The organism is Pseudoalteromonas sp. SCQQ13 (assembly GCF_015864415.1).
In the GTDB taxonomy this organism is placed as follows: domain Bacteria; phylum Pseudomonadota; class Gammaproteobacteria; order Enterobacterales; family Alteromonadaceae; genus Pseudoalteromonas; species Pseudoalteromonas nigrifaciens.
Genome location: NZ_JADYXG010000006.1, coordinates 13,596 through 38,987, shown reverse-complemented (window position 1 = coordinate 38,987; position 25,392 = coordinate 13,596). Strand labels below are relative to the sequence as shown.

Here is a 25,392-nt window from a genome sequence, read left to right as displayed (position 1 = left end):
CTAGTTAAAATAGTATATTACTGAGGAGTATTTATGAAAGTTGGCATTATTATGGGTTCTAAATCAGATTGGCCAACCATGGAACATGCGGCGCTCATGCTAGAAAAATTTGGCATTGAGTACGAAACAAAAGTAGTTTCTGCCCACCGAACTCCTCAACTCCTTGCTGATTACGCAAGCTCAGCAAGCGACCGTGGTATTAAAGTTATAATTGCAGGCGCAGGCGGCGCGGCCCATTTGCCGGGTATGGCAGCTGCATTTACCTCATTACCAGTACTTGGTGTGCCAGTTAAATCAAAAGCGCTTAATGGTATTGATTCGCTACTTTCTATTTGCCAAATGCCTAAAGGTGTTGCGGTAGGGACATTAGCTATTGGTGAGCCTGGCGCTGCTAATGCAGGTTTACTTGCAGCGCAAATTTTAGGGTGTCAAAATCCTGAAATATTCGCAAAAATTGAAGCGTTTCGTAAAGAACAAACCGACACTATTTTAGCTAACCCTAATCCTGCAGAGTAATAATGACTATTTTAATTTTAGGTGCAGGGCAATTAGCACGCATGATGAGCCTTGCTGGCGCGCCACTTAATTTAAATGTGGTTGCGTACGATGTAGGCAGCCAAAAAATTGTGCACCCACTCACAGGCGAAGTTTACTCAACCACATTAGAGCAAGCCATAGCAAACGCAGATGCAATTACTGCTGAGTTTGAGCATATACCTGACGATGTATTAACACTTTGTTGTAATAGCAATAAGTTTTATCCGGGTAAAGCGGCCATTAAAACCGGTGGCGATCGCCAAATCGAAAAAGCACTACTAGATAAAACAGCTGTAGCGTGCGCACCGTATCAACTTATTACTGAAAAAGCGCACCTTGAGCTTGCGGTTAAAAACCTAGGTAAACCTTTAGTTATTAAAACCTGTCAAGCAGGCTACGATGGTAAAGGCCAATGGCGATTAAAGTCTGACGATCAAATTGATGAAATTTGGGCTCAAATGTCTGATTTTATTACCTCAGGCACAGCACATGCACCTCATACTATTATTGCTGAAAAAATGATTCCGTTCGATCGTGAAGTATCTATTATTGGTGCACGCGATAAAAACGGTAATGTTGCAATTTATCCGTTAACCGAAAACCAGCACACCAATGGTGTATTAACCTTATCGGTAGCAGGTTTAAATAATAGCCATGTAGAGCAGCAAGCTATTGATGCCTTTACTAAATTAGCGAATGAGCTTAATTATGTGGGTGTATTGGCAATTGAGTTTTTTGACGTTAAAGGCACTTTACTGGTAAACGAAATTGCCCCGCGTGTACACAACTCAGGCCACTGGACACAGCAAGGTTGCCATTGCTCGCAGTTTGAAAACCATATGCGTGCGGTTGCAGGGCTGCCTCTGGGTAATACTGAGCTTAAACACGCCACTGCGATGATAAATGTGCTTGGCCAAGCCAGTATTCCTACTGCAGTTTTAGAAGTGACTGATGTAACTAGTCATTGGTACGGTAAAACAGTAAAACCAGGGCGTAAAATGGGTCATATTAATGTCTCAGCTCAAAGTCTACATCAACTAGGTGAGCGCTTAGCTGAACTTAGCGAGTGTTTACCAGAACAAGCCTACCCAGGTATTTTAGCCACGAGTACATCTTTGATACTCAACTAAAAATAAGCAATAAATTGGGACATCTCAATTTATTGCTTAACGCCAAAGGCTACACCTATGTTTAACCCTAAATACCGCAATGTTGTGTTTGCATTTTTAATGGCACTATTAATGTCGGGCTTTATGTCTTTTGTGATCTCATTATTTAACGTGGGAATGGTCGATAATATTATAACTATATGGCTCAAAGCATGGATATTTGCATTTTCTATCGCATTTCCTACAGTTATTCTAGTTGCACCTTTAGTACACAAGTTAACTGATAAAATAATTCGAGCGTAATACAGCATGCCATTAACACTCAAAAAGCCATTGTTTTTAATTCTTTTAGCATTATGTATCACTCCTTTTATTGGCGCTGGTAGTGCACTGGTAATAGGCGCTGCTTTTGCTATGACATTAGGTAATCCGTTTGCCGAGCTTTCGCAAAAAGCCAGTAAGTGGATGTTAAAAGCAGCGGTGGTCGGGCTTGGTTTTGCCGTTGACTTTAATCAGGTAATTGAAGTGGGTAGCAGCTCTTTAGTGCTCACTATTGTGAGTATTACCGCAATAATTGGCTTAGGTGAAATACTTACCCAAGTATTTAAACTTAACCGCAATACCGGCGTATTAATTTCATTTGGCACTGCTATTTGTGGTGGCAGTGCTATTGCAGCTATGGCACCGGTAATTAAAGCAAAAGATCATGAAGTGGCTGTGGCACTTGGCGTAGTATTTATGCTCAATGGCGTGGGCTTACTGTTGTTTCCGGCCATTGGCCATTATTTTAATTTAACCGAGCAGCAATTTGGCATGTGGGCTGCTTTAGCTATTCACGATACCAGCAGTGTTGTAGGTGCATCCGCTACTTATGGCGCTGTGGCACTAAGCATTGCCACCACAGTAAAATTAACCCGCGCTATGTGGATCATTCCTTATACTGCGCTTGCTGGGGTGTTTTTACGCTCAGATGAAAAAGCCAGTATTCCACTATTTATTGTTGGCTTTGTACTCGCCGCACTTATTAATACTTATTTGCCACAGTTTTCACCTGTATGGAGCGTTATTAATATAGTTGCTAAACAATTGCTTATAGTTACATTATTTTTAATTGGTAGTGGCCTATCATTAGCAGTACTAAAACAAGCCGGACTTAAGCCCTTTATAATGGCAATTTTATTATGGATAGTGGTAAGTAGTGTTATTTTATTATTAATTTTAGATGGGTTGATATAATGAAAGGTAATTTAAGTAGTATTACTTTGGGTAGTACGTTGTTTTGTTTACTGCTAAGCAACTACGTTGCAGCGGCGCAACTGCGTGTTGCCACCTTTAATGTAAGTATGGATGCAACTAACTATACACCAAGAAAAACCCCTGTAAAAAGCGATTCTTTGGTTAGCGCGCTTAAAGCAGAGCATTCACAAATTAAAAATATTGCCGAAATAATTCAACGTGTTCGCCCCGATATAATACTATTAAACGAGTTTGACTATGTGCCAAAAGAGCAGGGTATAGCGTACTTTAAAAGCCATTATTTAAACGTGAGTCAAAATAATCAAGCGGCAATAGACTATCCTTATTTTTATATTGCGCCAGTTAATACCGGTTTAGCCACTGAGTTTGATTTAGATAACGATGGTAAAAAAACAGGAATAATGGGTGACGCTCACGGTTTTGGTTTTTTTGAAGGCCATTACGGTATGGCTGTTTTATCTCGTTATCCAATCGATTTAGATAAAGTACGAACGCTGCAAACTTTTAAATATAAAGATATGCCTAATGCGCAAATGCCTATCGATCCAACCACAGGCAAAAACTGGTATAACGAGCAAGAATGGCAAAACATTCGTTTGAGCTCAAAATCTTTTTGGGATTTACCCATATCAGTTAATAATAAAACGGTACATATACTTGCATCGCACCCAACCCCGCCGGTTTTTGATGGCTTAGAGGACAGAAACGGCAAGCGTAACCATGATGAAGTAAGGTTAGTTGCAGACTACATTAATAATGCCGATTATATTTATGACGATAAAGGTAAAAAAGGCGGTTTAAATGCTCAGTCTCGGTTTGTTATTTTAGGTGACTTAAATGCCGCCCCTGAGGGTGATAAACAGCGAACTATAACTACAGATCAGCTACTTAAGCATCCGCTTGTAAACGCCAGTTTTATACCGAAAAGTGCTGGCGCAAAAGAGCAATATCCACAGCACAGCCATGCTAAAAATTACAGTGCAAGTTGGCAAGCACGGGTTGACTATGTTTTGCCATCGCATTATGGGTTAAAAATTATTGATGGTGGGGTATTTTGGCCAACTAAAAATAGCCAGCTATACCGCTTAATTAAAGACAGAAATGCGTCGAGTGATCATCGACTAGTTTGGCTAGATTTACGCTTAGAATAAGCAACCTAACTCAGTTACACCGGCGTTTGTCTTAAAAAATTGCAATCACCAAAGTGCTTCTGCTTAAATACGGCTTAATTATAATTACCGTTAAGAAGCACTATGATTTTTAATATCTCATCGTCCAAAACATTAATAGCACTGGCTGTTGCCTCAAGTGTTTTTTTAGCAGGGTGTCAAGCAACTGCATCATCTTCAACAGCTACGCAAAATAATGTAACAACGTCTCCTGTTGCTGCCGTTGTTAATACCCCCGCCGATATGGGCTCTACTAAAATAACGTTAGAGCAAGCTATGGCCCATCCCGATTGGCTTGGACGTCAACCAGAGCGCGCATTTTGGGGCAGTGATTCTGCTACCATTATTTATGCACGTAAAGAGCAAGGTAATGAGTTACGTAACTTATTTAGCCAATCAATTACAAGCCAAAGCGCAGAGCAAATAGCACTTAATAAACTGCACACTGTAGGTGCAAATAAAGCTGTTTATTCAAAAAATAAAGCCCTGCAAGCCTATGTATTTGAGGGTAATATATTTGTAAAAAGCGTTACAACAGGTGCAATTCAACAAGTAACGCATACCTCTAGCACTGAATCTAAACCACAATTTTTAAATGATGGCAGCTTAGCTTATCGTCAAGGTAATACATTTTTTAAAGTTGACTTAAGCTCAGGCTTAACCACTGAAATTGCTAATTTAAAACTGGCAGATAAGCCCCAGGGCATTACAGAGCCAAGCAGTTATATTGCTAAAGAGCAGCACAAACTTATTGATTACATAGCGCTAACGCATAAAAACAATAAAGATAAACAAGCACGCAAAGCACAGCTTAAGCAGCAAAATAGCTCAATTGCTAATACTGAGTTTTATTTAGGCAAAGGTAATAGTGTAAAAGACGTGCAGTTATCGCCAAATGGTGATGCTTTATTAGTGGTAGTGCAAGAGCAAAGAGATTGGCGCGATGATAGCGATATAATGCCAAATTATATTACCGATGATGCCCGCATTGAACCTAAAAAAGCGCGCCGCCGAGTAGCTGACGAAAAGTCGCAAACCTCAGAGCTGGTATACATTAATTTAAACGATAAAAGTCAAAATACCTTAAGCTTTGATACCCTACCGGGCTTTGATGAAGACGTATTGGCAGCGGTTAAAAAAGAAAACTATGCCCGTGATGGTAAAACGTATAAGTCTAAAAAATCGCCGCGTGGTATAAATTTAATTAGCGATTGGGGCTGGGATCAAAGCCCTATAATTTGGAACGACGACGGCTCAAACGTAGCAATAATGCTAGAAGCGTGGGATAACAAAGATCGCTGGTTAGCAACCGTCGATTTTAAAAATAATAAGTTAGTGTCGCAACATCGTTTACATGACGACGCTTGGATAGCCTATGCTTTTAACGATTTTGGCTGGCTACACAACTCTAACACCTTATATTATTTATCAGAGCAGTCGGGTTACAGTCAGCTTTATAAAAAGCCGTTAAATGGTAAAGCAACAGCGCTAACAACAGGTAAGTTTGAAGTATCTAATCTTACGCTTACCGACGATAACAGTGCTATTTATTATAAAGCTAACGTTGAACACCCAGGCCTATACGAAATTTACCGTGTAAATCCACTAACCGGTAAAAACGAGCAAGTAACCGACCTTAACGGTATGACCGACTATACACTTAGCCCTGATCAAACCAAGCTGCTGTTAAAGCACTCAACAATTATGTTACCAACTGAGTTGTATGTGGCTGATGCAAAAGCAAACACACAGGTTACCCGGTTAACACATACGGTTTCGGATGAGTTTTTAGCTAAAAAGCTAACGGCCCCTAAAATAATTGCAGTGCCATCTAGCCATACTGATCAACCTATTTACGCAAAAGTGTACTATCCGGCTGATTATGTAGAGGGCGAAGTGGGTAAAAAGCGTAAAGCGGTTATTTTTAACCACGGTGCAGGTTACTTACAAAACTCGCACTTGGGCTGGTCTGGGTATTTTCGTGAGTTTATGTTTCATTCGTTATTAGCTGACGAAGGTTATGTAGTAATGGATATGGATTACCGCGCATCTAAAGGCTATGGACGTGATTGGCGTACGGCAATTTATCGTCAAATGGGTACACCCGAAACCCAAGATTTAGCTGATGGGGTTAAATGGATGGCAGAAAATGCCAACGTAAATACGCAAGCTGTAGGCACGTATGGCGGCTCTTATGGCGGCTTTATGACCTTTATGGCGTTATTTACCGCGCCAGAATTGTTTCAAGCGGGTGCTGCACTTCGCCCCGTTACCGATTGGGCTCATTATAATGCGCCGTACACGGCAAATATATTAAACCATCCGGATGTTGATCCAATTGCATATGAGCGCAGTTCGCCTATTTACTATGCTGAGGGTTTAAACAAACGCTTATTAATTAATGCGCCTATGGTTGACGACAACGTGTTTTTTCAAGATACGGTTAGATTAGTACAGCGTTTAATTGAGCTTGAAAAAGAAAACTTTGAAACGGCTATTTTTCCGGTAGAGCCGCACGGTTTTGTGCAGCCATCGAGCTGGTTAGATGAATATCGCCGTATTTATAAACTGTTTAAAGAAACCCTGTAACGATTAATAACAAGTTACACCTAAAACGCCACTTTTAAGTGGCGTTTTTTATATTTAGTTTTTGTTTTTAATGTAGTTAACTAATAAAGGTGCAGCTAACAAAGTACCACCAATAGCACCAATTAAGTGCGCGTCAATTGCAACGGTTGAGTTTATAAGCTTACCAATATCGGCATTAGGACCATTTAGCTGCTCAAATATTATTTTAAGCCACACCCCAATAAACAATAAATAGCCTGATTTAAGCCCAAGCGTTGTATCTTTAACTGCGCCCCAAATAATAACGCCATGTAACAGTGCGCTTAGCCCAGTGTAAATATAAATACTGGGGCAAAACCAGTAAACACCTAAGCCGCACCACAGAGCCAATAAGCTAATATTAATAGCGTAGCGTTTAGGCGACGTATATTCGCCATGTAGTAACCAAATTAAAATAATACCGCCGCAGTTTAGCGCCAAATGTGCCCAGTTAGCATGAACAAATTGGCTGCTAAAAACTCGCCACAATTCGCCCTGACTAACTAAATCGCGATTAAATTCGAGTAAGTCATTTAAATCAAAAGTAGCAAAAGTAACGCTTAGCAGCATTAAAAATAAAGGAGGGAGTAAATAACGAGGTTGCACTGGTAAATTAAGCATTTAATTGTAATTTTTAGTATTAATTTTTGCATATTGTGCCTGTTTAACTTTAAGATGCCAATTAACTCCTGATAATTTAGGTTATTTACTCTTTATGAACTTTAAACATCACGCATTACTTGCTATTACATTATGTGCAACGTCTTTTCCTTTATTTGCACAACCCCTTACTCAAATTGAAACGCGCGAGCCAGAAGCCGCAACCGGCCTAGTACATAAACAAGCCGTGAGCGGCAATAAATATATGGTGGTTGCAGCTAACCCGTATGCATCTCGTGCTGGGCAGCAAATATTAGCGCAAGGCGGCAGCGCTGTTGATGCTGCAATAGCAACGCAACTGGTACTGACTTTAGTAGAACCACAATCGTCAGGTATTGGTGGCGGCACCTTTATGCTGTACTACAACAAAGTAAACAACAAATTAACCAGTTTTGATGGCCGTGAAACTGCACCAGAAAACGCCGACGAAACATTGTTTTTAGATAAGCATGGCAAAGCCGTGAAGTGGATTGAAGCCATAGTAGGTGGACGCTCAGTAGGTGTGCCAGGGGTTTTACATGCCTTTGCTAACGCACATAAACAATACGGTAAACTACCTTGGGCTGATTTATTTAAACCAGCCATTGAGCTTGCAGAGCAAGGCTTTGAGGTTTCGCCGCGATTACACGGTTTACTGCAGCGCCAATTAAACCCTGGCGTAATGAGCATGCCAGTAATTAACGACTACTTTTTCCCAAACGGTAAATTAATTGCGATAGGTAGCATCAAAAAAAACCAGCCATTAGCTAATTTATACAAAGAGATTGCTAGTAATGGTATTGATGCATTTTATAAGGGCGCTAATGCCAAACAAATGGTTAATGCGGTACAGCACTCTAAAATAGCGCCTGGCAAATTAAATGAGCAAGATCTGGCTAATTACACTAGCAAAGAGCGCGAGGCGGTATGTATTGAGTACCGTGTTTATAATGTATGTTCTATGGCACCACCCAGTAGCGGCGGGGTAGCTGTGCTGCAAATGCTTGGCTTATTAGAGCATAAAAACATGGGCGCACTGCCAGTAAATGGTGAGCAAGCACTGCATTACTTTAGCCAAGCATCAAGAATTGCGTTTGCCGATAGGGATGTTTACATGGGCGATCCCGATTTTACCCAAGTACCTACCAAGGAATTATTAAATAAAGACTATATAGCCACACGTGCAAAACTAATTACCGAGCAAGATATAACAGCCGTTGCTGGTAACCCAGTTGATTACTTAAGTTATGCCAAAGACGACTCGTTCGAATTGCCATCAACCAGCCATGTGTCGATTGTAGATAGCCAAGGTAATGCAGTGTCTATGACCAGTTCAATAGAAATGGCTTTTGGCTCAACGGTAATGGTAAATGGTTTTATTTTAAATAATCAGCTGACTGACTTTTCATTATCGCCGCGTAAAAACGGCCAGCTTGTAGCAAACCGAGTTGAAGCTGGCAAGCGCCCGCGCAGCTCTATGTCGCCAGTAATGGTATTTAATAAAGATGGAAGTTTACGTTTGGTTGTCGGATCTCCTGGCGGAAGCCGTATTATTAGTTACGTTGCGCAAGTGGTAATTGGCGTGCTTGATTGGGATTTATCTGTTCAAGAAGCAATTAATCTACCACGTACTACTAATCGTAACGACTACACTAGCCTTGAAAAAGGCACTGCGCTTGAAGCATTAGCGCCAGCACTTAGCAAGCGTGGTCATAATGTTAGAATTTTAGATTTAAATTCTGGTTTACATGCAGTTGAAGTAAAAAACAACACATTAATAGGCGGCGCCGATCCTCGCCGTGAAGGGGTGGCTTTGTCTGATTTAACTGATAAAAGCGCCACTTTAAAATTCTAAATTATGTATAATACAAATGCGCTAAGCTAGTGTTTAAAATTAGCGCATTTATATATTCTCAATGGTCTGACAAGGTTAAATAGCATTGCAATTTAGCCTTTAACACCGATAATGGCAGATCATAACTTAAGACTAAGTAAAGCTTGGAAATATGACTACAAATACCGATCCAAATTATCTTTATATTCATCATTCTGGCCCCGGCCTTCTTGAAACGCCATTACTCAATAAAGGCAGTGCATTTAGCCAAAAAGAACGCGAAAACTTTAATATTGCGGGTTTACTGCCTCCTCGTTATGAAACAATCGAAGAGCAGGTAGAGCGTTGTTACCAGCAGTATTCTAGTTTTACCGACAATCTTAATAAGCATATTTATTTACGTGCAATTCAAGATAATAACGAAACACTTTATTATCGTTTAGTGCGTGATCATATTGAAGAAATGATGCCAATAATTTACACCCCAACAGTGGGTGATGCCTGTGAAAAATTCTCAGATATATATCGCAGCGCACGTGGATTATTTATTTCATATGAAAATCGTTTTCAAATAGACGACATTTTACGCAATGCCACCAAAGGTAAAGTAAAAGTAATTGTGGTAACCGATGGTGAACGCATTTTAGGCTTAGGTGACCAAGGTATTGGTGGCATGGGTATTCCTATTGGTAAGCTATCTTTGTATACCGCATGTGGTGGCATTAGCCCTGCGTATACATTACCGGTAATGCTAGATGTGGGTACAAATAACGAGAAGCTATTAAACGATCCTATGTATATGGGTGCGCGTCATAAGCGTATTACTCAAGATGAGTACGATGAGTTTTTAGACTTATTTATTAAAGCAATCAAGCGTCGCTGGCCAAATGTATTACTACAGTTTGAAGACTTTGCTCAGCCAAATGCGATGCCACTGCTGAAACGTTACCGCAATGAAATTTGTAGTTTTAATGACGACATTCAAGGCACAGCTGCAGTAACTGTTGGCTCATTGCTTGCTGCGTGTAGAGTTAAAAACGAACGCCTAGCAGATCAAAAAGTAGTATTTGTTGGTGCTGGCTCTGCGGGTTGTGGTATTGCTGAGCAAATTGTAAGCCAAATGGTTTTTGAAGGTATTAGCGAAGCGCAAGCACGCAGCCAGGTATTTATGGTTGACCGCTTTGGCTTGTTATCGGAAGGTATGGAAGGTCTACGCGACTTTCAGCAAGTTTTAGCGCAACCACAAGCTCGTTTGAGTGAATGGACGTACAGCGGCGAATTTGCGTCATTACTTGATGTAATGCATTGCTCTAAACCCGATATTTTAATTGGTGTTTCGGGCCAACCTGGTTTATTTACCGAACAAGTAATACGCGCTATGTATTCAGGTTGTGCACAACCTATTATTTTCCCATTAAGTAACCCGTCAAAACAGGTAGAAGCACACCCAATAGATATTATTAACTGGACCGAAGGTAAAGCACTTGTTGCTACAGGTAGCCCATTTGCCCCAGTTGAATATAATGGTGAGCTTTTCCCAATTCCGCAGTGTAACAACAGTTATATTTTCCCGGGAATTGGTTTAGGGGTTATAGCTGCAAAAGCAACGCGTATTACAGATGCTATGTTAAGTGTTTCTAGCGAAATGCTGGCTGAATCATCGCCGCGTGCAAACACAGGTAAAGGAAGTTTATTGCCGGCACTTACAGAAATTGAAACCCTAAGTAAACGTATTGCATTTGCTGTAGGCAAAAAAGCGATTGAAGAGGGCGTTGCTCTTGATATTTCTGACGACGCACTATGGGCTGCTATCGATAAAAACTACTGGTTACCTAAGTACCGTAACTATAAGCGCAGTAGCATTTAAAGCTGCAACTTAGTATTTAGTAATAATTAAAAAACAGGCTACGGCCTGTTTTTTGTACTTGTTCATCTGTAATTAACCACTTAAAGTGTTTAATAAGCTTAATATATAGCAAGCTGTAAATACTTTTTGTATTAAATTAGTGACCAATAAAGGATTGCGAATTTAATAAAGTTAGTAATATAACCAGCTGTTACGGTTAATATAAAAGGATTCACTTATGAAAACGTTTACTTTATTTTTAGGTGCAGCACTGAGCTTTAATGCATTTGCTGCGGCCACACCCGATACACCGCATATTTATGTTAAAGGTGAGGCAACAATTACCACCATGCCAGACCATGTATTATTAAATGTTGGCATTACCGAAATAGATAAAGATTTAATTGCAGCAAAAAATAAAACCGATATAACCATGGCTAAGGCAATAAAATTAGTAACAGCATTAGGTGTAAGTGATGCAGATATTAATGCCGGGCAAATATCAATAAACCGAGAAAGCCAATATAATCGTGAAAGCGGTGAGCAACAATTTAAAGGTTTTAGGGTTAGCAGATCTTTAACGGTTAAGCTTAATGCCATTAATAAATATCCCGAGTTACTACAAAACTTAGTAAACAATGGTATTAACGAAATTAACCATACGCGTTTTTTAGCAAGCAATTACGATGAACTCTACAAAAAAGCGCAAAAACTGGCTATAAAAGATACTCGCGATGCAGCTAAAGAATTTAGCAGTGAGTTTGGCGTAGAGTTAAAAGGCTTATATAGCGCATCTATGCAGCCATTAAATGTGCAATCAGCCCCTTATATGCGCGCCGAAAAAGTGATGCTCTCAGATAGTACACCGAGTAATTATGTTCCCGATGCCTATCATGCAGGTGAAATCATTATAACTGCATCTAGTTATGCAGTTTATTATATAGATTAAGTTTATACATTACTGGCGCTTAAAACGTGCCAGTAATGTATCACCTTGTTGCTTACTAATACGGGCAATTGATTTAAGCATATTATTAATTTCCTGCCTGTCGTACTCATTCGTTACGTGCTCGTTAATGTCATCAACAATAGCATTTAAATAATTAAATAAACTTTCCCTCGCCGCTGAATTTTCGTGAGCAACAAATAAAATATTTTTAAATGCTTCTAACACATTGGTCATTACGTACGCATCGCCTTTAGCGTAATTACGTAGCGGTGTAAAATTATCATGCAGTAATTCATCAAAGCGGGTTTCGTGTATATATAATAATGGCGTATCTTTGCTGTGCTTAAAGCTGTAATTAATATCACTTATTGAAAGTCGTTTAATTAATAAAATACTCAACATATCAATGGCTTTAACTGCTGTACCCGGATCGTTTATGCCTGGGCTCATCGCTTTAACGGCTATTTCTGATATTTGCGTTAAACCATAACGATAATGGTCGCTAATATACTCTTCTATATAAAAAATAAAACAGCTTAAAATTTTAGTAATTAACTCATCATTACTTGAAATATCTTTATTACACTTTAAAAATGGATAACCTTTAACTGTAAAATAACCTTGTTTAACAGTGATATAAAGCTCAATTTCTTCTGCAGATAATAAGGCGCAAAGCTTATCGGTGTGCACTCCTTTGTAGTAGCCTTCAGTTTGACTATTTATAGAATGCCAATCAGTAAAGTCGGGAAGATTTTTAAGTGGCGCTTCTTGCTGACTTTTAATAATGGTTTTAATTTCACTTTTTGTTTGGCTAAATAAACCATTTAAAACATTATCTACTTGAATAGCGCGAGATATAGAGTGAATAAAAAATACGAATAGCCCTAACGAAATCAAACCAAAAATAAGCGCAAATAATACCCCAAGTGCCGGTATAGCCATGGCGCCATTCTCGAGTTTATTAATATTTATGAGCATAATTACTGAGTAAATAATACTGCCTAAATAAAAACCTAATACCAGTTGGTGAGATTTCCGGGTTATTAATCCAGGTACTACACGCGGCGATAAACTGGCACTGGCTGAGTTTAATACCACCATTACCATTGAAAAACTAAACACAGTTAACGAAATAATACTGCCGGCTAAGGTACTTAAAACAGTTCGCGCATTTTCGGCGCTATCTACTAATACTACAGATATAAACGACTTTAGCTTTTCAATAATGGGCATATATTCAACCGACATCGTAATAACCGCAAAGGTTAAAAATGCAATTGAAAGTAAAGAAGGGTAAAAGCCAATACTATTTATCATTTCTCGATAACTGTCGGCTACTTTGCGAGGTACAAACATAAAATCCTTATGCTTTATTGTATAAGAGTATTATTAATACTTTAGCATAGTTGTAAACTAAACTTCTGATAATGAAGGTTAACTTGTGTGTTATTATTGCCAAAAATATTAGGATAATACTGTGATCATTTCAACATACGCTGCATTACTTGCATTTTACTATATTTACTTAAGCTTTAACGTAATAAACGTGCGCAGGGCAGCGCAAATATCACTTGGTGAAGGCGAAAATCCACAGTTGCAACGGGCAATTCGTGCCCATGGTAATTTTATGGAATATGTACCGTTTGCTATTATTTTGCTTTTTTTAGCAGAATATCAGGGGTTAGCGAGTCATTATTGCCATGCACTTGGTGCAATGTTGCTTATAGGCCGCGTTTTTCATAATTTTGGCATAGTAGAAAAAAACCTAAAGTACCGCCAAATTGGTGTTATAGCTACATTTTTAACTATGCTTATAAGTGCTTTAGTTATTTTATTAACCCGCTTTAGTTAAATTTAATAGTATGAATAACAAAATATTTATTATTGGTTTACCGCGTACAGGCACTACAAGTGTTTGCCATGCTTTTTTAGAGTTTGGTATACCAACAGCGCATACTGCTTACACAAACAATTGTTTTGATAACGCCCATGCAATTGCCGATACGCCAATTTTTAATGATTATAAAGCCCTCGATAAGTATTATCCGGATGCAAAATTTATTTATTTAGAGCGTGAGCTTAACGTATGGCTACCATCAATAAAGCAATTATTATTACGTATGCATACTAATTTAACACGCACTGATGGTGGCTTTAATATTCATATAAAGCATTGTTATTTAAATACATTTAGTAATTTAACAATTGATAATATAAACGATGATAGTTACTTAACGCATTGTTATAACACGCATATCAATGACGCTAAAAATTATTTTAAACACCAAGAGCAACGCTTTTTATCAATAAATATAGCAAAACCGCAAAGCTACAAAATGCTCTGTGATTTTTTAGCGATTAAAAGTAATAAAACAGATTTTGAAAAAATGAATATGGGCGGCAAAGTTACTGCCTGGAACGATATAAAACATCCGCTAAAAGTTGAATCAACAGCAAAAGGGCGCATAGATAAACTGTTACGCTACAAGGTTTAACTTTACAGGCTTAGGAGCATGATTTTTTGCCTAATATACGCTAAAATCTGCGCATTATTTTACACCTTGTTATAAGTAGTACAGAGCATGTTTGAATTAAAATACCACACTCCATTTGAATGGACCGAAGTTGTACTTGATGACTTCGATACTTTTTTACAAGACCACGCCGCAGCCGAAAAAAAAGCATCGGGTATGGCCATGTCTATGCTGTCGCATTACCCCGATAAACGTAAACTGGTTACAGCTATGGCAGACTTAGCACTTGAAGAAATGATTCATTTTAAAGAAGTGCTGAAAATTTTAATTTCACGTGATGTAAATTTAGGTGACGACAAAAAAGACCCTTATATAAAACAAATACGTGCTTTATTTAGACACGGCCGCGACGGTTTTTTAATGGATCGATTATTAGTCGGTGGGGTTATTGAGGCAAGAGGGCACGAACGTTTTTCACTAGTGGCGCAAGCGCTACCAGAGGGCAAAGAAAAAGAGTTTTACATTGCGATTGCCGAATCAGAAGAAAAACATAAAAACTTATTTGTAGAACTAGCGTATGAGTATTTTGATAAAGAAGAAGTAGACATACGCCTAGAAGAGCTACTAATAGCGGAAGCTAAAATTTGTGAAAGCATTCCGTTTACTGCGGCACTGCATTAATTTAAGCTGTTAATGCCATACTCTAAAAGCGCTAAATTTATATTTGGCGCTTTTTTGTTTGTAACAATTACGCATAATTTAATAATTATTATGTTTGGACAAAGCTGATGATTAATATATTTTCAAAATATAAAGTAATACCAACAACAGCAGGTATTCTATTTATGCTGTCATCCACATCGGTTGCTTCATCATTAGCGTGTAGTGATTTGACTGGCTGTGAAAAAAAATTTTTCGAGATAGAAAGCCAGCTTGCCATAGCTAAGGAACATGGCAATAAATACAAGATTGAAGGGTTAAAAAAGGCATTACATGCAGCAAAAGCTAATTGCAGCGAAAAAATATTGAAAGAAAATTTAATAGAAAAAATAAACGATGCTAACAATGATATTGCTGAATATGAAGAAGATCTGCTAGATGCTAAACAAGCAGGTAAAAGTGATAAAGTTAGTAAGTATCAAAAAAAGATTACAGCAGAAAGCTTAAACTAAAACATCTGAAAGATGAGCTTGGCAAAATTAATTAAATCACCAGTGGCTACTTGTTGTTAACGCTTTAGGTTATCGTTAACAGCAAGTGTACTGCGAATATTATCGGATTAACCATCATATTTAATTACATTATTACGCAACAATAACTATATACAGTGCAGGGCACTTCAATCTTTAAAACTAGCCTAATTAAAATACACTTAAAAATTATACTTAAAAAGTCATACTACAAATAGCAATCAAACATTATGGGGAAGCGCGCTTCCATTACTCTGTTTTATACCAGCTGTCTTTCAACAACTTAGAAGTTCATAGTTAAAACCACTATCAGCAGTGAGTTTTAGTTAAATAACCAAGCGCATTACTGTGACAAACATAATCACACCACAATTTAACATAATTTAACATAATTTAAATGACTAATAATTAAACCAAATATAACTAAAACTGAAAATTAAAACCCTACATAATAGGCTATTTAAAGCACCTGCTTATAAAACGAACTAAACCAGCTGATTTATTACTGTTAATAGCGTTATTTTGTAAAACTAGCTATGTAAATACAGGTAAAACCCATGAGTGTAACAGTGATAAACCAGATCTTTTTGAGGTTTATTTATAAAAAACTATTACAACTGATAGCCAAAGTATAAGCATATGGTATATCAATTCAAATATTATGGCCGGATTGTTACTCATAAAGAGTAATAAAACAGCATGGGATTGAAATAGAAATGTTAGTTAGCTATTGGAATAGAAGATAAAATAAAGCGATTAACTAGGTTAAAGACTTAAGCTTATTTATAGGCGTTAATTATGTAGTAAGTTATGGCGCAAATTTAATTGAATTATCACTTAGTTAAAATCACAGTAAGGCTGCTAGTAAATTTATAGATATAAGTTAAATAATATAGAGAGCAAAGATGTGCATATAGAGATTTATAAGTAACGTGTAGGTATGAAATAGTAGCTGAATATTACCTAAGTTAAATTCGTGATTTATGCATAGCCAAAAAAAGTAATGCTTTAAGGGGCCTGATTCATTAAGCTAGATAAGATAATAATTGCAACATTAGTGTTTATATACAAAGAGTATAAGAAGCCACATAAATAGTAAGCAGCAAAATTCCGTTCTTTGAATTGAAAATATAGCAAAGGCATAACAATATACTTGCAGACTGGTTAGTTATAGATAGGTGCGCTTTATAAACAAGGAGAACTTTAACCGCTAAATTATCAGCGGGGTTGTTTTATACAAATACATGTTTAAATAACAAACTTGCTTTATAGGGCTCATGTAAGTAAAGCATCCATATTTAAAGTTATGTATTCGTAGTAGTAGGAAAGCAGCTGTATTGAATTTGCTTAAAAACGTAAAATACACTTAATAATCTCGTAACGAGAAGGCTTACAACACACATAGTTATACTGAATAGCTTACTGCAAACCCTATTTAACATAATATAAATTATAGGTAGTTATATATGTATTAATAAGGAGTGCCATATATTCTCTTTATTAGCTCTACAATGTCCAATACTAGACGGTATCGGACATTAAAGAGGTTTTTATCTAAGTTAGTTATTCTCAGTTTGGTACATTTAAATTTAATTAATATTTTCTAATGTATGTAATCTAATGCATGGAATATTATATTTCAGGATTTCATTTAAAATATAAGTTACTCAATACTTAGTAAACGCTCGGCCGTGTATTCGTTAGTAATAAGCCCACTAATCATTTTAGATCTTAGCGCACCTAAAATGGCTAATACTTTTTCTTCTCCGGCAGCTATGGCAAAAATTTGTTTATCTGAATTAACTTTTAATGGCGTACTTGCTACTCGTTGATTAACATTACAATCTAATAACTTACCATTTTTATCAAACACCCAGCTTATCATTTCTCCTACAGCACCTTGCTGTTGTAACTCTTGGAGTTCGTCAAGGCTTACAAAACCGTCTTTATGAAGTGGCGAATTTAATCCTAAATTGCCAACGCCTACAAATGTAACATCTGCATTCGTGGCTAATTTTAAATTACTAGCAACATTCTGCTGTGAATGCAGTTGCAGCTTTTCCTCAATGGTGCGTGGCAAAACAGGTAACGGCATTGGGTAATGTTTAGCATTTATATGTTCCGCCATTCTTACTACTACATCGTATGGCGATGCCGATCCGTCTAATGCCATATTGCCTAACATGGCAACTATTTTATGTTGTTGGCAATCTTGTGTTCGCAGCTCATCTACGCATGCGCGTAAAACTCGCCCAGTTCCCATTGCAATAACTTTTGGTTGTGGTGATTTTAAATGGCGTTCTATTTCAGCCGCACCAGCTTGTGCCAAACCTAATGTAGATGAAGGTTCTGACGGATCACTAGGGACTACATCACAAGAGAGCAAACCAAAACGTGTTTTAATTTGTTCAGCCAAATCCATACATTTAGCAATAGGATGATCGAGTCTTACTTTTATTAATCCTTGGCTAACAGATAGCGCTACCATTCTTTGTGCCGATTGGCGTGAGGTATTAAGCTTTTTAGCTATTTCGTCTTGTGTTTTACCTGCAACATAATACAACCACCCTGCTCTTGCTGCGTCATCGAGTTTTCTAATTTCTGTATTAGATAGCTTGGCCACTGAAACCTCTTAAAATCAAAATAAAAAGACTATTAAAATTGATTAACAGCAAAATATTTTTGTTAATTGAACGAATTATTTAATTGTTATTAGCCCTCTAAATATACCATTCATTTAATAAAAGTGTCGAATTTTCATGTTATTGCACTAATAGAAATCAAGTTAACGCTTTCTAATTGCTCACAACATATTTTTTCTATTACAGCTAAGTGCAAGTTATGGCCACAGCTATAAAAATTATAAAAACGTAAATGCGACCTGTAATGCACCTTTATTTTGCGCGGGGTTCCACATAGCTGTTGCCGATATAGGAAAATTATACTCTAGTATTTGTAAGCTCTTGGAGTAAGTAAAACCTAAGTTAACTATATTAGCGTTATCATCATAAAAGTTTTGCTGATCTAAAAAAGAAAAAGCACCACCAATAAATACAGAGACTTGCTCATCTAATTCATTACCCTTCCACACGGGCATGCTAGCTTCGAGATAGTTAGTGTAAGCTTGTTTGTTTTTTCCTGAACTTTCATCTAAATAGGTATCTATCCCTTGAACTATTACTGAGTAGTAAAGTGATAATGGCATTTCGCCCGCAAAGGTGTAACCAAGGCCGACATCAATAAAGTTTCCGGTTTTATCCGGATCGCTTGAATAGTCAAAAATATCTACATTATTAATCGACGAGTGGTTACCATGATTAACAATTTCAATGAACAGCTGCTCTGAAAACTTATAAGAAGCAAAATAAGTAAACTCCTGATACTCACCATCAAAAGAGGTCCCACCCCATAAACCTAAGGTGATTTTATTATCCGCCGTTTTATAAGTTAATTCACCAGCAACCATTGGGCCTGGCGTTACAATTGAGCCATGCCATAAGTGATTTGTTTTAAATTCTAACCCTAAATTAAAATCGTTGCTGTGTACCTGGCTACTATAAGTTGCTATTGCTGCCGTTAGTGTTAATACATGTTTAGCTTTCATAAATATGCTTCTTTGGTTGTATAAGCTCTGCGTTTGGCTTGAGTTATATAGTGCTAAATTACAATGTGGGCATAAGCCCTTCTTGTGGTCATAATCCCAGCAAGAAGTTCGTACGTCAACTATTTAAATAACAAAAAATTCACAATGCATTACCTTGCAATAATAAGCCAATTATATCAGTAGGTTAAAACACCATAATTGTTAATTTGTTTTTGTTAATTAAACGTAAATCACTTACAGCGTAAATTTTTACAATATTAAAGGATAAGTAATGCGCGGAGGTTATTTAATAAAACGACAAAGTAGCAAAAAATTATTTAAATCAGTTATTAATGACTGTTTTTTAGTTACTATCTTGAGCTTATGAGGTGGTTAGCTTAGTATTGAAAGTACTCAAATGGTATTAACAATAGAAGTAACAACATATGGAATTTGTGCACCCACTAGAACCTATTTTAATCATTGATGATACAAAAAACAGTCGCGACTATCTAAACCAAATTTTAACGGATCTTGGTTATGAAGATATTCTTGAGTGTGAAGATTTTGATTGTGCAAAACCGCTGCTTAGCGAAAAGTCCCCAAAGGTTATATTTTTAGATGTCGAAATACCTGACTCTGAAGGTAGTGATATTTTAACTTATATAAATAATTGCTATCCGCATATTCATGTTGTTATTTGCTTTGGCCATAACAGTTTCGAAAATGTAGAAAATACGTGGGAACTTGGTGCTAAAGGGGTTATAGCAAAACCGTTTAATGTACAAAAAGTAGATACAGTAATGAAGCGTTTAGAGCTCATTGAATAATAATAAGGTTAGTATGCAAAGTTCTGTTAGTGCAATTATCGATGATTTATCTAATGTTATTTTTGGTAAAAAACAACAAATAAAGCTCGCGCTCACCTGCTTATTTAGTGAAGGCCATTTACTAATTGAAGATTTACCTGGCATGGGTAAAACAACGTTATCGCATGCCTTAGCAGCCGTTTTAGGCTTGTCGTATCAACGGATACAATTTACCAGCGACTTACTCCCAGCCGACATATTAGGTACTAATGTATTTAATAGTAATGAACACAGTTTTAGCTTTCATAAAGGGCCTATTTTTAGCCAAGTTGTTTTAGCAGACGAAATAAACAGAGCGGGACCTAAAACACAAAGCGCCTTACTTGAGGCAATGGAAGAACAACAAGTTACTGTTGATGGTAAAAAGTATTCTCTTCCTACCCCATTTTTTGTTATTGCTACACAAAATCCATTACATCAATCAGGTACTTACCCTTTACCTGAGTCGCAGCTAGATCGTTTTTTAATGCGTATTAGCCTTGGTTTTCCGCCAAAAGAAGCCGAAAAAAGGCTGTTACTAAATATGCAAAAGCGTGACTACACCCAGCTACCACAACGTATTACTGAGCAACAATTAGCTCAAATTCAAACTGAAATTAGCAATATTACACTTAGTAATCCTGTAATTGATTATATTATTGAATTGGTAAATTATACACGCGAAAGTAATAATTTTGCTGCATCGTTATCGCCACGCGCTAGCATGGCATTAGCAAAAGCTGCTAAATCATGGGCTTATATTGACGGTCGTGACTTTGTTATGCCTGAAGATGTGCAAGCAGTTTTTGCCAGTGTTTGTCAGCACCGTTTAGGGTTACACAATGAGTCGGGCGAAGCGCAAGTTATGCAAATATTAAAAGCTGTTATGGTTCCGGTATAGCATTTATGCCAAATAAAAAAGCTAAGCGCCCTGCTTTATTTAAGTCATTTAAACGTGCCATATTTAATAAATTATTAAAAAATAAACATTTAAAACAGTCAATTACACTTGAACACAAAACTATTTATGTTTTTCCATCAGCCCTTGGCTGCTACTTTATTAGTGTAGCTATTTTAAATTTTGTGATGGGGATTAACTATCAAAACAACTTAATTTTGATCATGGCTTATTTAATGTTTGTGGTAATGATTATTGCTGTACTACTGGGTTACAGCAATGCAAAAGGCCTAACTGTTACTTTTAAAAATTCACTTTCGAGCTTTGCACCACAAAATCCACAAGTTCAGTTTGCTGTACAAAGCCCCTCGATTTGCCAATCTGTGATGCTAATTTATCAAGGCGATCAACAAACGCAAATTGATCATGATGAAATAACCAATACAGCCCAAATGCTAAGCTTACCACTACCCTATAACAAACGCGGATGTTACTCACTACAGCGAATAAAAATTGCCAGTAATTATCCCTTTGGCTTGATCACTGTTTGGAGCTACATTCAACTACAATCAAGTGTTTATATTTACCCTTCACTTGAAAAGGTGTTTAGTGACGCTCAGATAAATAGTCTAGCCGATCAAGCCGAAAACAGTATTGCCAAACAACTCGGTAGTGAAGAGTTTGAAACATTAATACCGCACTTGCCTGAAATGGGATTGCAAAGAATTTCTTGGAAACATTTTGCTAAAACACAGCAGTTATTAGTTAAAGAGTTTGTTGATTTTAAAGCTGCTGATGCATTATTTGATTTTGATTTAATGCATGGCGATACCGAGCAACGCTTAAACCAGCTGTGCTTTTTAGTATGTGAAGCAACAGAGAATAACACCCCCTTTATGCTAAAACTACCAAGTAAAATAATAGCTACCAACGTAGGTGTGCAACATAAAACACTTTGTTTAGAATCACTTAGTACATTTAATGGTTATACAAAGTGACGGCAATAAAAAACATAAAAGTAATAAATTATTCACTGTGTTTTATATACAGCTGCTTAGTCGTGTTTTTTATTGCTCACTTACCAATTGTATTTATTAGTGTACTAGCGCTACTTTGTGCGTGGAACTTTTATGTAACCATAAGTAATAAAACTAAACCTAATGCCTGGCTGGCTAATGCTTTAGCAGCACTTGCTTTAGGGTTAATGCTTTTTAGTGTGGGATTTAGCGACACGGTTATTTTATTTGTGGCTATGTTGTTGCTTTCAAGCTTATTTAAGTTGTTACAGGCGAAAACTAAAAAGCATTATCATGTAATAACTACGCTGACATTTTTTTCGCTTTCGGCGGTTTATTTATTTAACCAAAGTATTTTAACTACTTTAGTAGTGAGTAGTTTGTACATTTTAAACTTTGCTGTACTGGGCTTGTTAGAATCAAAACATAATTTAAAAGTCGCATCTAAACAAAGCGGTAAATTACTATTATTGGCATTACCGCTGGCGGTATTTTTATTAATATTTTTACCAAAAATGCCGGCATTTTGGCAACTACCTGGGCCAAAGTTAGCTAAAACAGGTTTGTCTGAGCAAATAGATCCGTTTGATATTGCCAAGTTATCTAATTCAGATGAACTGGTGTTTAGAGCTAAATTTAATGATCTAGCACCTAAAGCTCCCCTGTATTGGCGAGCCTTAGTACACGATAAGTTTAACGGAAATGCGTGGCTCACTTCCAATTTATTAAAGCATAACAGCGTAACTCAAACTAAAACGCAACAAGTTAGTAGTTTAACAAAATACGACTATTCGATTATTGCCGAGCCCTCGAGTCAAAAGTGGTTATATGGGCTCAACTTTGCAACCAGTAATAACGATAACGTAGAGAGTGACTCACTGGGCTTACTGCGTAAAAAAAATTACCAAGCTAAAAGTGTGCAATACACAGCAAGTAGCTCTGCACTAACAAATGCTCCTTTATTACAGTGGCAAACTAAACACTACAAACACTTAGTAAATAACGACAATAACAACAATAACAAAGCAAGTGCCCTTGCCTATAATTTAAAACAAAACTTAACCAGCGACCGTGATTTTTACAATGCATTACTACAGTACTTTATAGACGAAAAATTTAGTTATACGCTTAACCCGACGCCAATGAGCGGCAACAATACTATTGATCAGTTTATGTTTGAGCAACAACGTGGGTTTTGTGGCCACTATGCCAGTGCCGCAGCTTATATTTTTAGAAGTGCGGGTATACCGGCAAGAGTTGTCAGTGGCTATTTAGGTGGTGAGCTTAATACTGATAATAATACTTTATCTGTTCGCCAATATGATGCACATGCATGGGTAGAAGTGTATTTAGATAATGAAGGCTGGCAAATATTTGATGCCACAGCGGTGGTTGCTCCCGATAGGCTTACAGGATCGCTTTCACAAAATAATGAATTAAATAATGAGTTTAAAAGCAATCTCGACTTTGGTTTGGTCAGTTTAAGTAACTTTGCAGCTATTAATTGGCTAAGACTAGAGCTAGAAAACTTAGATTATAAGTGGTCTAGCTGGGTACTTGGTTTTGATGATGAAAAACAAAACGACTTTTTAAAGTCTATTTTTGGCAGCAAAAATATTTGGCTGGTACCGCTGGCTGTAATTGTTATTTTAGGGCTAACTTTTGTTAGTTATTTTGTTTATTTAAATTGGCCTAAGCCCGCTACTAAATTAGCTCCTATGGTTAAAGAGTTTGAACAATTAATAAATTGGGCTAAAAAACGTAAACTTAAGATAGCCGATCATTTAACGCCTACTCAACAATTACAACACTTAGCATCGCAAGCGCCGCATGTTGAGCAACAATTACTCGAGTTTAGTCAGTTATTTAACCAAGTACGTTATGCTAAAAAACCATTTAATAAAGAACGTAAAACTCAGGCAAAATATCTGATAAAATTAATTAAATCTACGAAACAGAGAAATCTATGAATGCGGTTGTTATAGGCGTTTTATTAATGCTTGGGCTTACCTTGGTCCGCGTAAATGTTATTGTTGCAATGATAATAAGTGCCCTAGTTGCTGGTTTAACCGCTGGTTTGGGCTTAAAAGAAAGTATAGACGCCTTTAATTCGGGATTGTCGGCAGGTGCTGAAATAGCACTAAGTTATGCCATGTTAGGCGCTTTTGCAGTGGCTATTTCTAAGTCAGGTTTAACACGTATTTTAGCCGCAAAATTATTAGCTAAAGTTAATGCACAAAAAAGTGGCAGTGAAACCCTGCTCAGTTATTTTATTTTATTTATAATAATGATCTGCGCCATTTCATCGCAAAACTTAGTGCCGGTTCATATCGCCTTTATTCCTATTCTTATTCCACCGCTGCTGGTAATTTTTAATAAACTTAGGCTGGATAGACGTGCAATAGCTTGTATATTAACTTTTGGTTTAGCTACTTCTTATATGGTACTACCGTATGGCTTTGGTGGTATTTACTTATATTCAATACTCCATAAAAATTTAGTGGATAACGGTTTAGAAATAATAAATACCCAAGTGCCTATGGCAATGATAATTCCGGCTTTGGGCATGTTTGCAGGTTTATTAATTGCAATATTTTTTAGTTACAGAAAACGTCGCGACTACGCAGCGCTACCGCTTACCATAGAAAGTAAAGAAACCACGGTAGAAAACCCAAAAAAGGTAATGTTAGTTGGCCTGTTTGCTGTACTTGCTTCACTTATTGCGCAAAACGCTAGCGGTTCAATGATTTTAGGTGGCTTAGTGGGTGTAATGATTTTTAGCGTTTTCGGCATCGTTAAATGGGAAGATAATGGCGACGTATTTAGTAAAGGCGTCGCTATGATGGCAATGATTGGTTTTATAATGATTTCTGCTCAAGGATTTGCAGCTGTTATGCAAGCTACAGGTCATGTGGCTAGTTTAGTACACAGTGGCGCTGAGTTATTTGCTGGGAATAAACCCATTGCGGCAGCGGTTATTTTATTAGTTGGATTGTTTATTACCATGGGTATAGGTAGCTCATTTTCAACCGTGCCAATTATAGCTACTTTATTTGTTCCTTTATGTTTAGAGCTGGGCTTTTCGGTTATGGCCACTGCTGCTTTAGTGGGTACGGCCGGTGCGTTAGGTGATGCAGGCTCCCCCGCTTCTGACTCTACACTTGGGCCAACTTCCGGGCTAAATGCTGATGGCCAGCACGACCACATTTGGGATTCAGTAGTGCCTACCTTTATTCACTTTAATATACCGTTATTAATATTTGGCTGGATAGCCGCCATGGTGCTTTAACCTAAGTAATGTAAAACGATAACCTAATAATAGATTAGGTTATCGACCTCCCACCTTGATAATTATTATTAAAATTGACTCTGCTGTTTAGCTATATCTTTTGCAATTAATTAGTATGATGTGTTCTTTAGTGGTGTTTAAATAAGC

At 37.2% G+C, this 25,392-nt stretch carries 22 protein-coding genes; 18 read left to right on the top strand and 4 right to left on the bottom strand.

Features of this window, described 5'->3' with window-relative positions; genetic code table 11:
* The first annotated feature begins 33 nt into the window (after window positions 1-33).
* From purE to I6F41_RS06505, 6 genes are all read left to right on the top strand, one after another.
* Window positions 34-516, top strand: coding sequence for a 5-(carboxyamino)imidazole ribonucleotide mutase (purE, locus tag I6F41_RS06530; RefSeq protein WP_011328251.1), 483 nt, complete (start codon window positions 34-36; stop codon window positions 514-516).
* Between the two features lie 2 nt (window positions 517-518).
* The gene (locus I6F41_RS06525) at window positions 519-1,667 is read left to right on the top strand and encodes a 5-(carboxyamino)imidazole ribonucleotide synthase (RefSeq protein WP_179807043.1); all 1,149 of its coding nucleotides are present in this window, start codon (window positions 519-521) and stop codon (window positions 1,665-1,667) included.
* 57 nt (window positions 1,668-1,724) lie between these two features.
* A complete protein-coding gene (locus I6F41_RS06520; protein ID WP_179807044.1) occupies window positions 1,725-1,949 on the top strand; it encodes a DUF2798 domain-containing protein in 225 nt (74 codons plus the stop codon).
* A gap of 6 nt (window positions 1,950-1,955) precedes the next feature.
* On the top strand, window positions 1,956-2,882 hold the full coding sequence (locus tag I6F41_RS06515; protein ID WP_011328248.1) for a YeiH family protein: 927 nt from the start codon (window positions 1,956-1,958) through the stop codon (window positions 2,880-2,882).
* Window positions 2,882-4,054 carry an endonuclease/exonuclease/phosphatase family protein gene (locus tag I6F41_RS06510; protein WP_197107949.1) on the top strand — a complete coding sequence of 391 codons (1,173 nt, stop codon included), beginning with the start codon at window positions 2,882-2,884 and terminating at the stop codon, window positions 4,052-4,054. Before I6F41_RS06515 ends, I6F41_RS06510 begins: the two co-directional genes overlap by 1 nt.
* 102 nt (window positions 4,055-4,156) lie before the next feature.
* A complete protein-coding gene (locus I6F41_RS06505; RefSeq protein WP_197107947.1) occupies window positions 4,157-6,661 on the top strand; it encodes a S9 family peptidase in 2,505 nt (834 codons plus the stop codon).
* A gap of 54 nt (window positions 6,662-6,715) precedes the next feature.
* On the opposite strand, the gene rrtA is transcribed toward I6F41_RS06505, so the two are convergent.
* Window positions 6,716-7,300 (bottom strand): rhombosortase, encoded by a 585-nt coding sequence (gene rrtA / locus I6F41_RS06500; RefSeq protein ID WP_197107945.1) that lies wholly within the window; start codon window positions 7,298-7,300, stop codon window positions 6,716-6,718.
* 94 nt (window positions 7,301-7,394) lie between these two features.
* Between rrtA and ggt the strand changes: the two genes are divergently transcribed.
* The 3 genes from ggt (at window position 7,395) to I6F41_RS06485 (ending at window position 11,947) form a co-directional block, all read left to right on the top strand.
* Entirely contained in the window at window positions 7,395-9,173 is a 1,779-nt protein-coding gene (ggt, locus tag I6F41_RS06495; RefSeq protein WP_197107944.1) for a gamma-glutamyltransferase, read from the top strand.
* 151 nt (window positions 9,174-9,324) lie between these two features.
* Window positions 9,325-11,019, top strand: a complete 1,695-nt coding sequence (locus I6F41_RS06490; RefSeq protein ID WP_011328243.1) for an NAD-dependent malic enzyme — start codon at window positions 9,325-9,327, stop codon at window positions 11,017-11,019.
* Window positions 11,020-11,236: 217 nt separating this feature from the next.
* Entirely contained in the window at window positions 11,237-11,947 is a 711-nt protein-coding gene (locus I6F41_RS06485) for an SIMPL domain-containing protein (protein WP_011328242.1), read from the top strand.
* Between the two features lie 9 nt (window positions 11,948-11,956).
* Here I6F41_RS06485 and I6F41_RS06480 read toward each other — a convergent pair whose 3' ends face one another.
* Complete coding sequence (locus I6F41_RS06480; protein WP_011328241.1) at window positions 11,957-13,303, bottom strand: DUF2254 domain-containing protein; 1,347 nt, start codon at window positions 13,301-13,303, stop codon at window positions 11,957-11,959.
* Window positions 13,304-13,424: 121 nt separating this feature from the next.
* Here I6F41_RS06480 and I6F41_RS06475 point away from each other — a divergent pair, with 121 nt between their 5' ends.
* The 4 genes from I6F41_RS06475 (at window position 13,425) to I6F41_RS06460 (ending at window position 15,593) form a co-directional block, all read left to right on the top strand.
* On the top strand, window positions 13,425-13,799 hold the full coding sequence (locus I6F41_RS06475) for an MAPEG family protein (protein WP_011328240.1): 375 nt from the start codon (window positions 13,425-13,427) through the stop codon (window positions 13,797-13,799).
* Window positions 13,800-13,809: 10 nt separating this feature from the next.
* Window positions 13,810-14,442 (top strand): sulfotransferase, encoded by a 633-nt coding sequence (locus I6F41_RS06470; RefSeq protein WP_086996941.1) that lies wholly within the window; start codon window positions 13,810-13,812, stop codon window positions 14,440-14,442.
* 87 nt (window positions 14,443-14,529) lie between these two features.
* A complete protein-coding gene (locus tag I6F41_RS06465) occupies window positions 14,530-15,102 on the top strand; it encodes a tRNA-(ms[2]io[6]A)-hydroxylase (RefSeq protein ID WP_011328238.1) in 573 nt (190 codons plus the stop codon).
* A 107-nt stretch (window positions 15,103-15,209) separates the two neighbouring features.
* Window positions 15,210-15,593: a DUF1090 domain-containing protein gene (locus I6F41_RS06460; protein ID WP_197107943.1), complete on the top strand. Its 384-nt coding sequence runs from the start codon at window positions 15,210-15,212 to the stop codon at window positions 15,591-15,593.
* 1,681 nt (window positions 15,594-17,274) lie between these two features.
* Here I6F41_RS06460 and I6F41_RS06455 read toward each other — a convergent pair.
* Window positions 17,275-18,234, bottom strand: coding sequence for a sugar-binding transcriptional regulator (locus tag I6F41_RS06455; protein WP_179807051.1), 960 nt, complete (start codon window positions 18,232-18,234; stop codon window positions 17,275-17,277).
* Between the two features lie 237 nt (window positions 18,235-18,471).
* A complete protein-coding gene (locus tag I6F41_RS06450) occupies window positions 18,472-19,215 on the bottom strand; it encodes a hypothetical protein (protein ID WP_197107942.1) in 744 nt (247 codons plus the stop codon).
* 425 nt (window positions 19,216-19,640) lie between these two features.
* Here I6F41_RS06450 and I6F41_RS06445 point away from each other — a divergent pair, with 425 nt between their 5' ends.
* The 5 genes from I6F41_RS06445 to I6F41_RS06425 are packed head-to-tail and all read left to right on the top strand — an operon-like array spanning window position 19,641 to window position 25,245.
* Window positions 19,641-20,024 (top strand): response regulator, encoded by a 384-nt coding sequence (locus I6F41_RS06445; RefSeq protein ID WP_086994129.1) that lies wholly within the window; start codon window positions 19,641-19,643, stop codon window positions 20,022-20,024.
* Window positions 20,025-20,037: 13 nt separating this feature from the next.
* Entirely contained in the window at window positions 20,038-20,943 is a 906-nt protein-coding gene (locus I6F41_RS06440) for an AAA family ATPase (RefSeq protein ID WP_197107941.1), read from the top strand.
* Between the two features lie 5 nt (window positions 20,944-20,948).
* Window positions 20,949-21,938: a DUF58 domain-containing protein gene (locus I6F41_RS06435; protein WP_197107940.1), complete on the top strand. Its 990-nt coding sequence runs from the start codon at window positions 20,949-20,951 to the stop codon at window positions 21,936-21,938.
* On the top strand, window positions 21,935-23,926 hold the full coding sequence (locus tag I6F41_RS06430) for a transglutaminase TgpA family protein (RefSeq protein ID WP_197107939.1): 1,992 nt from the start codon (window positions 21,935-21,937) through the stop codon (window positions 23,924-23,926). The genes I6F41_RS06435 and I6F41_RS06430 overlap by 4 nt, the downstream gene beginning before the upstream one ends.
* Window positions 23,923-25,245: a Na+/H+ antiporter family protein gene (locus tag I6F41_RS06425; protein WP_041454421.1), complete on the top strand. Its 1,323-nt coding sequence runs from the start codon at window positions 23,923-23,925 to the stop codon at window positions 25,243-25,245. The genes I6F41_RS06430 and I6F41_RS06425 overlap by 4 nt, the downstream gene beginning before the upstream one ends.
* Window positions 25,246-25,392: the final 147 nt, after the last annotated feature.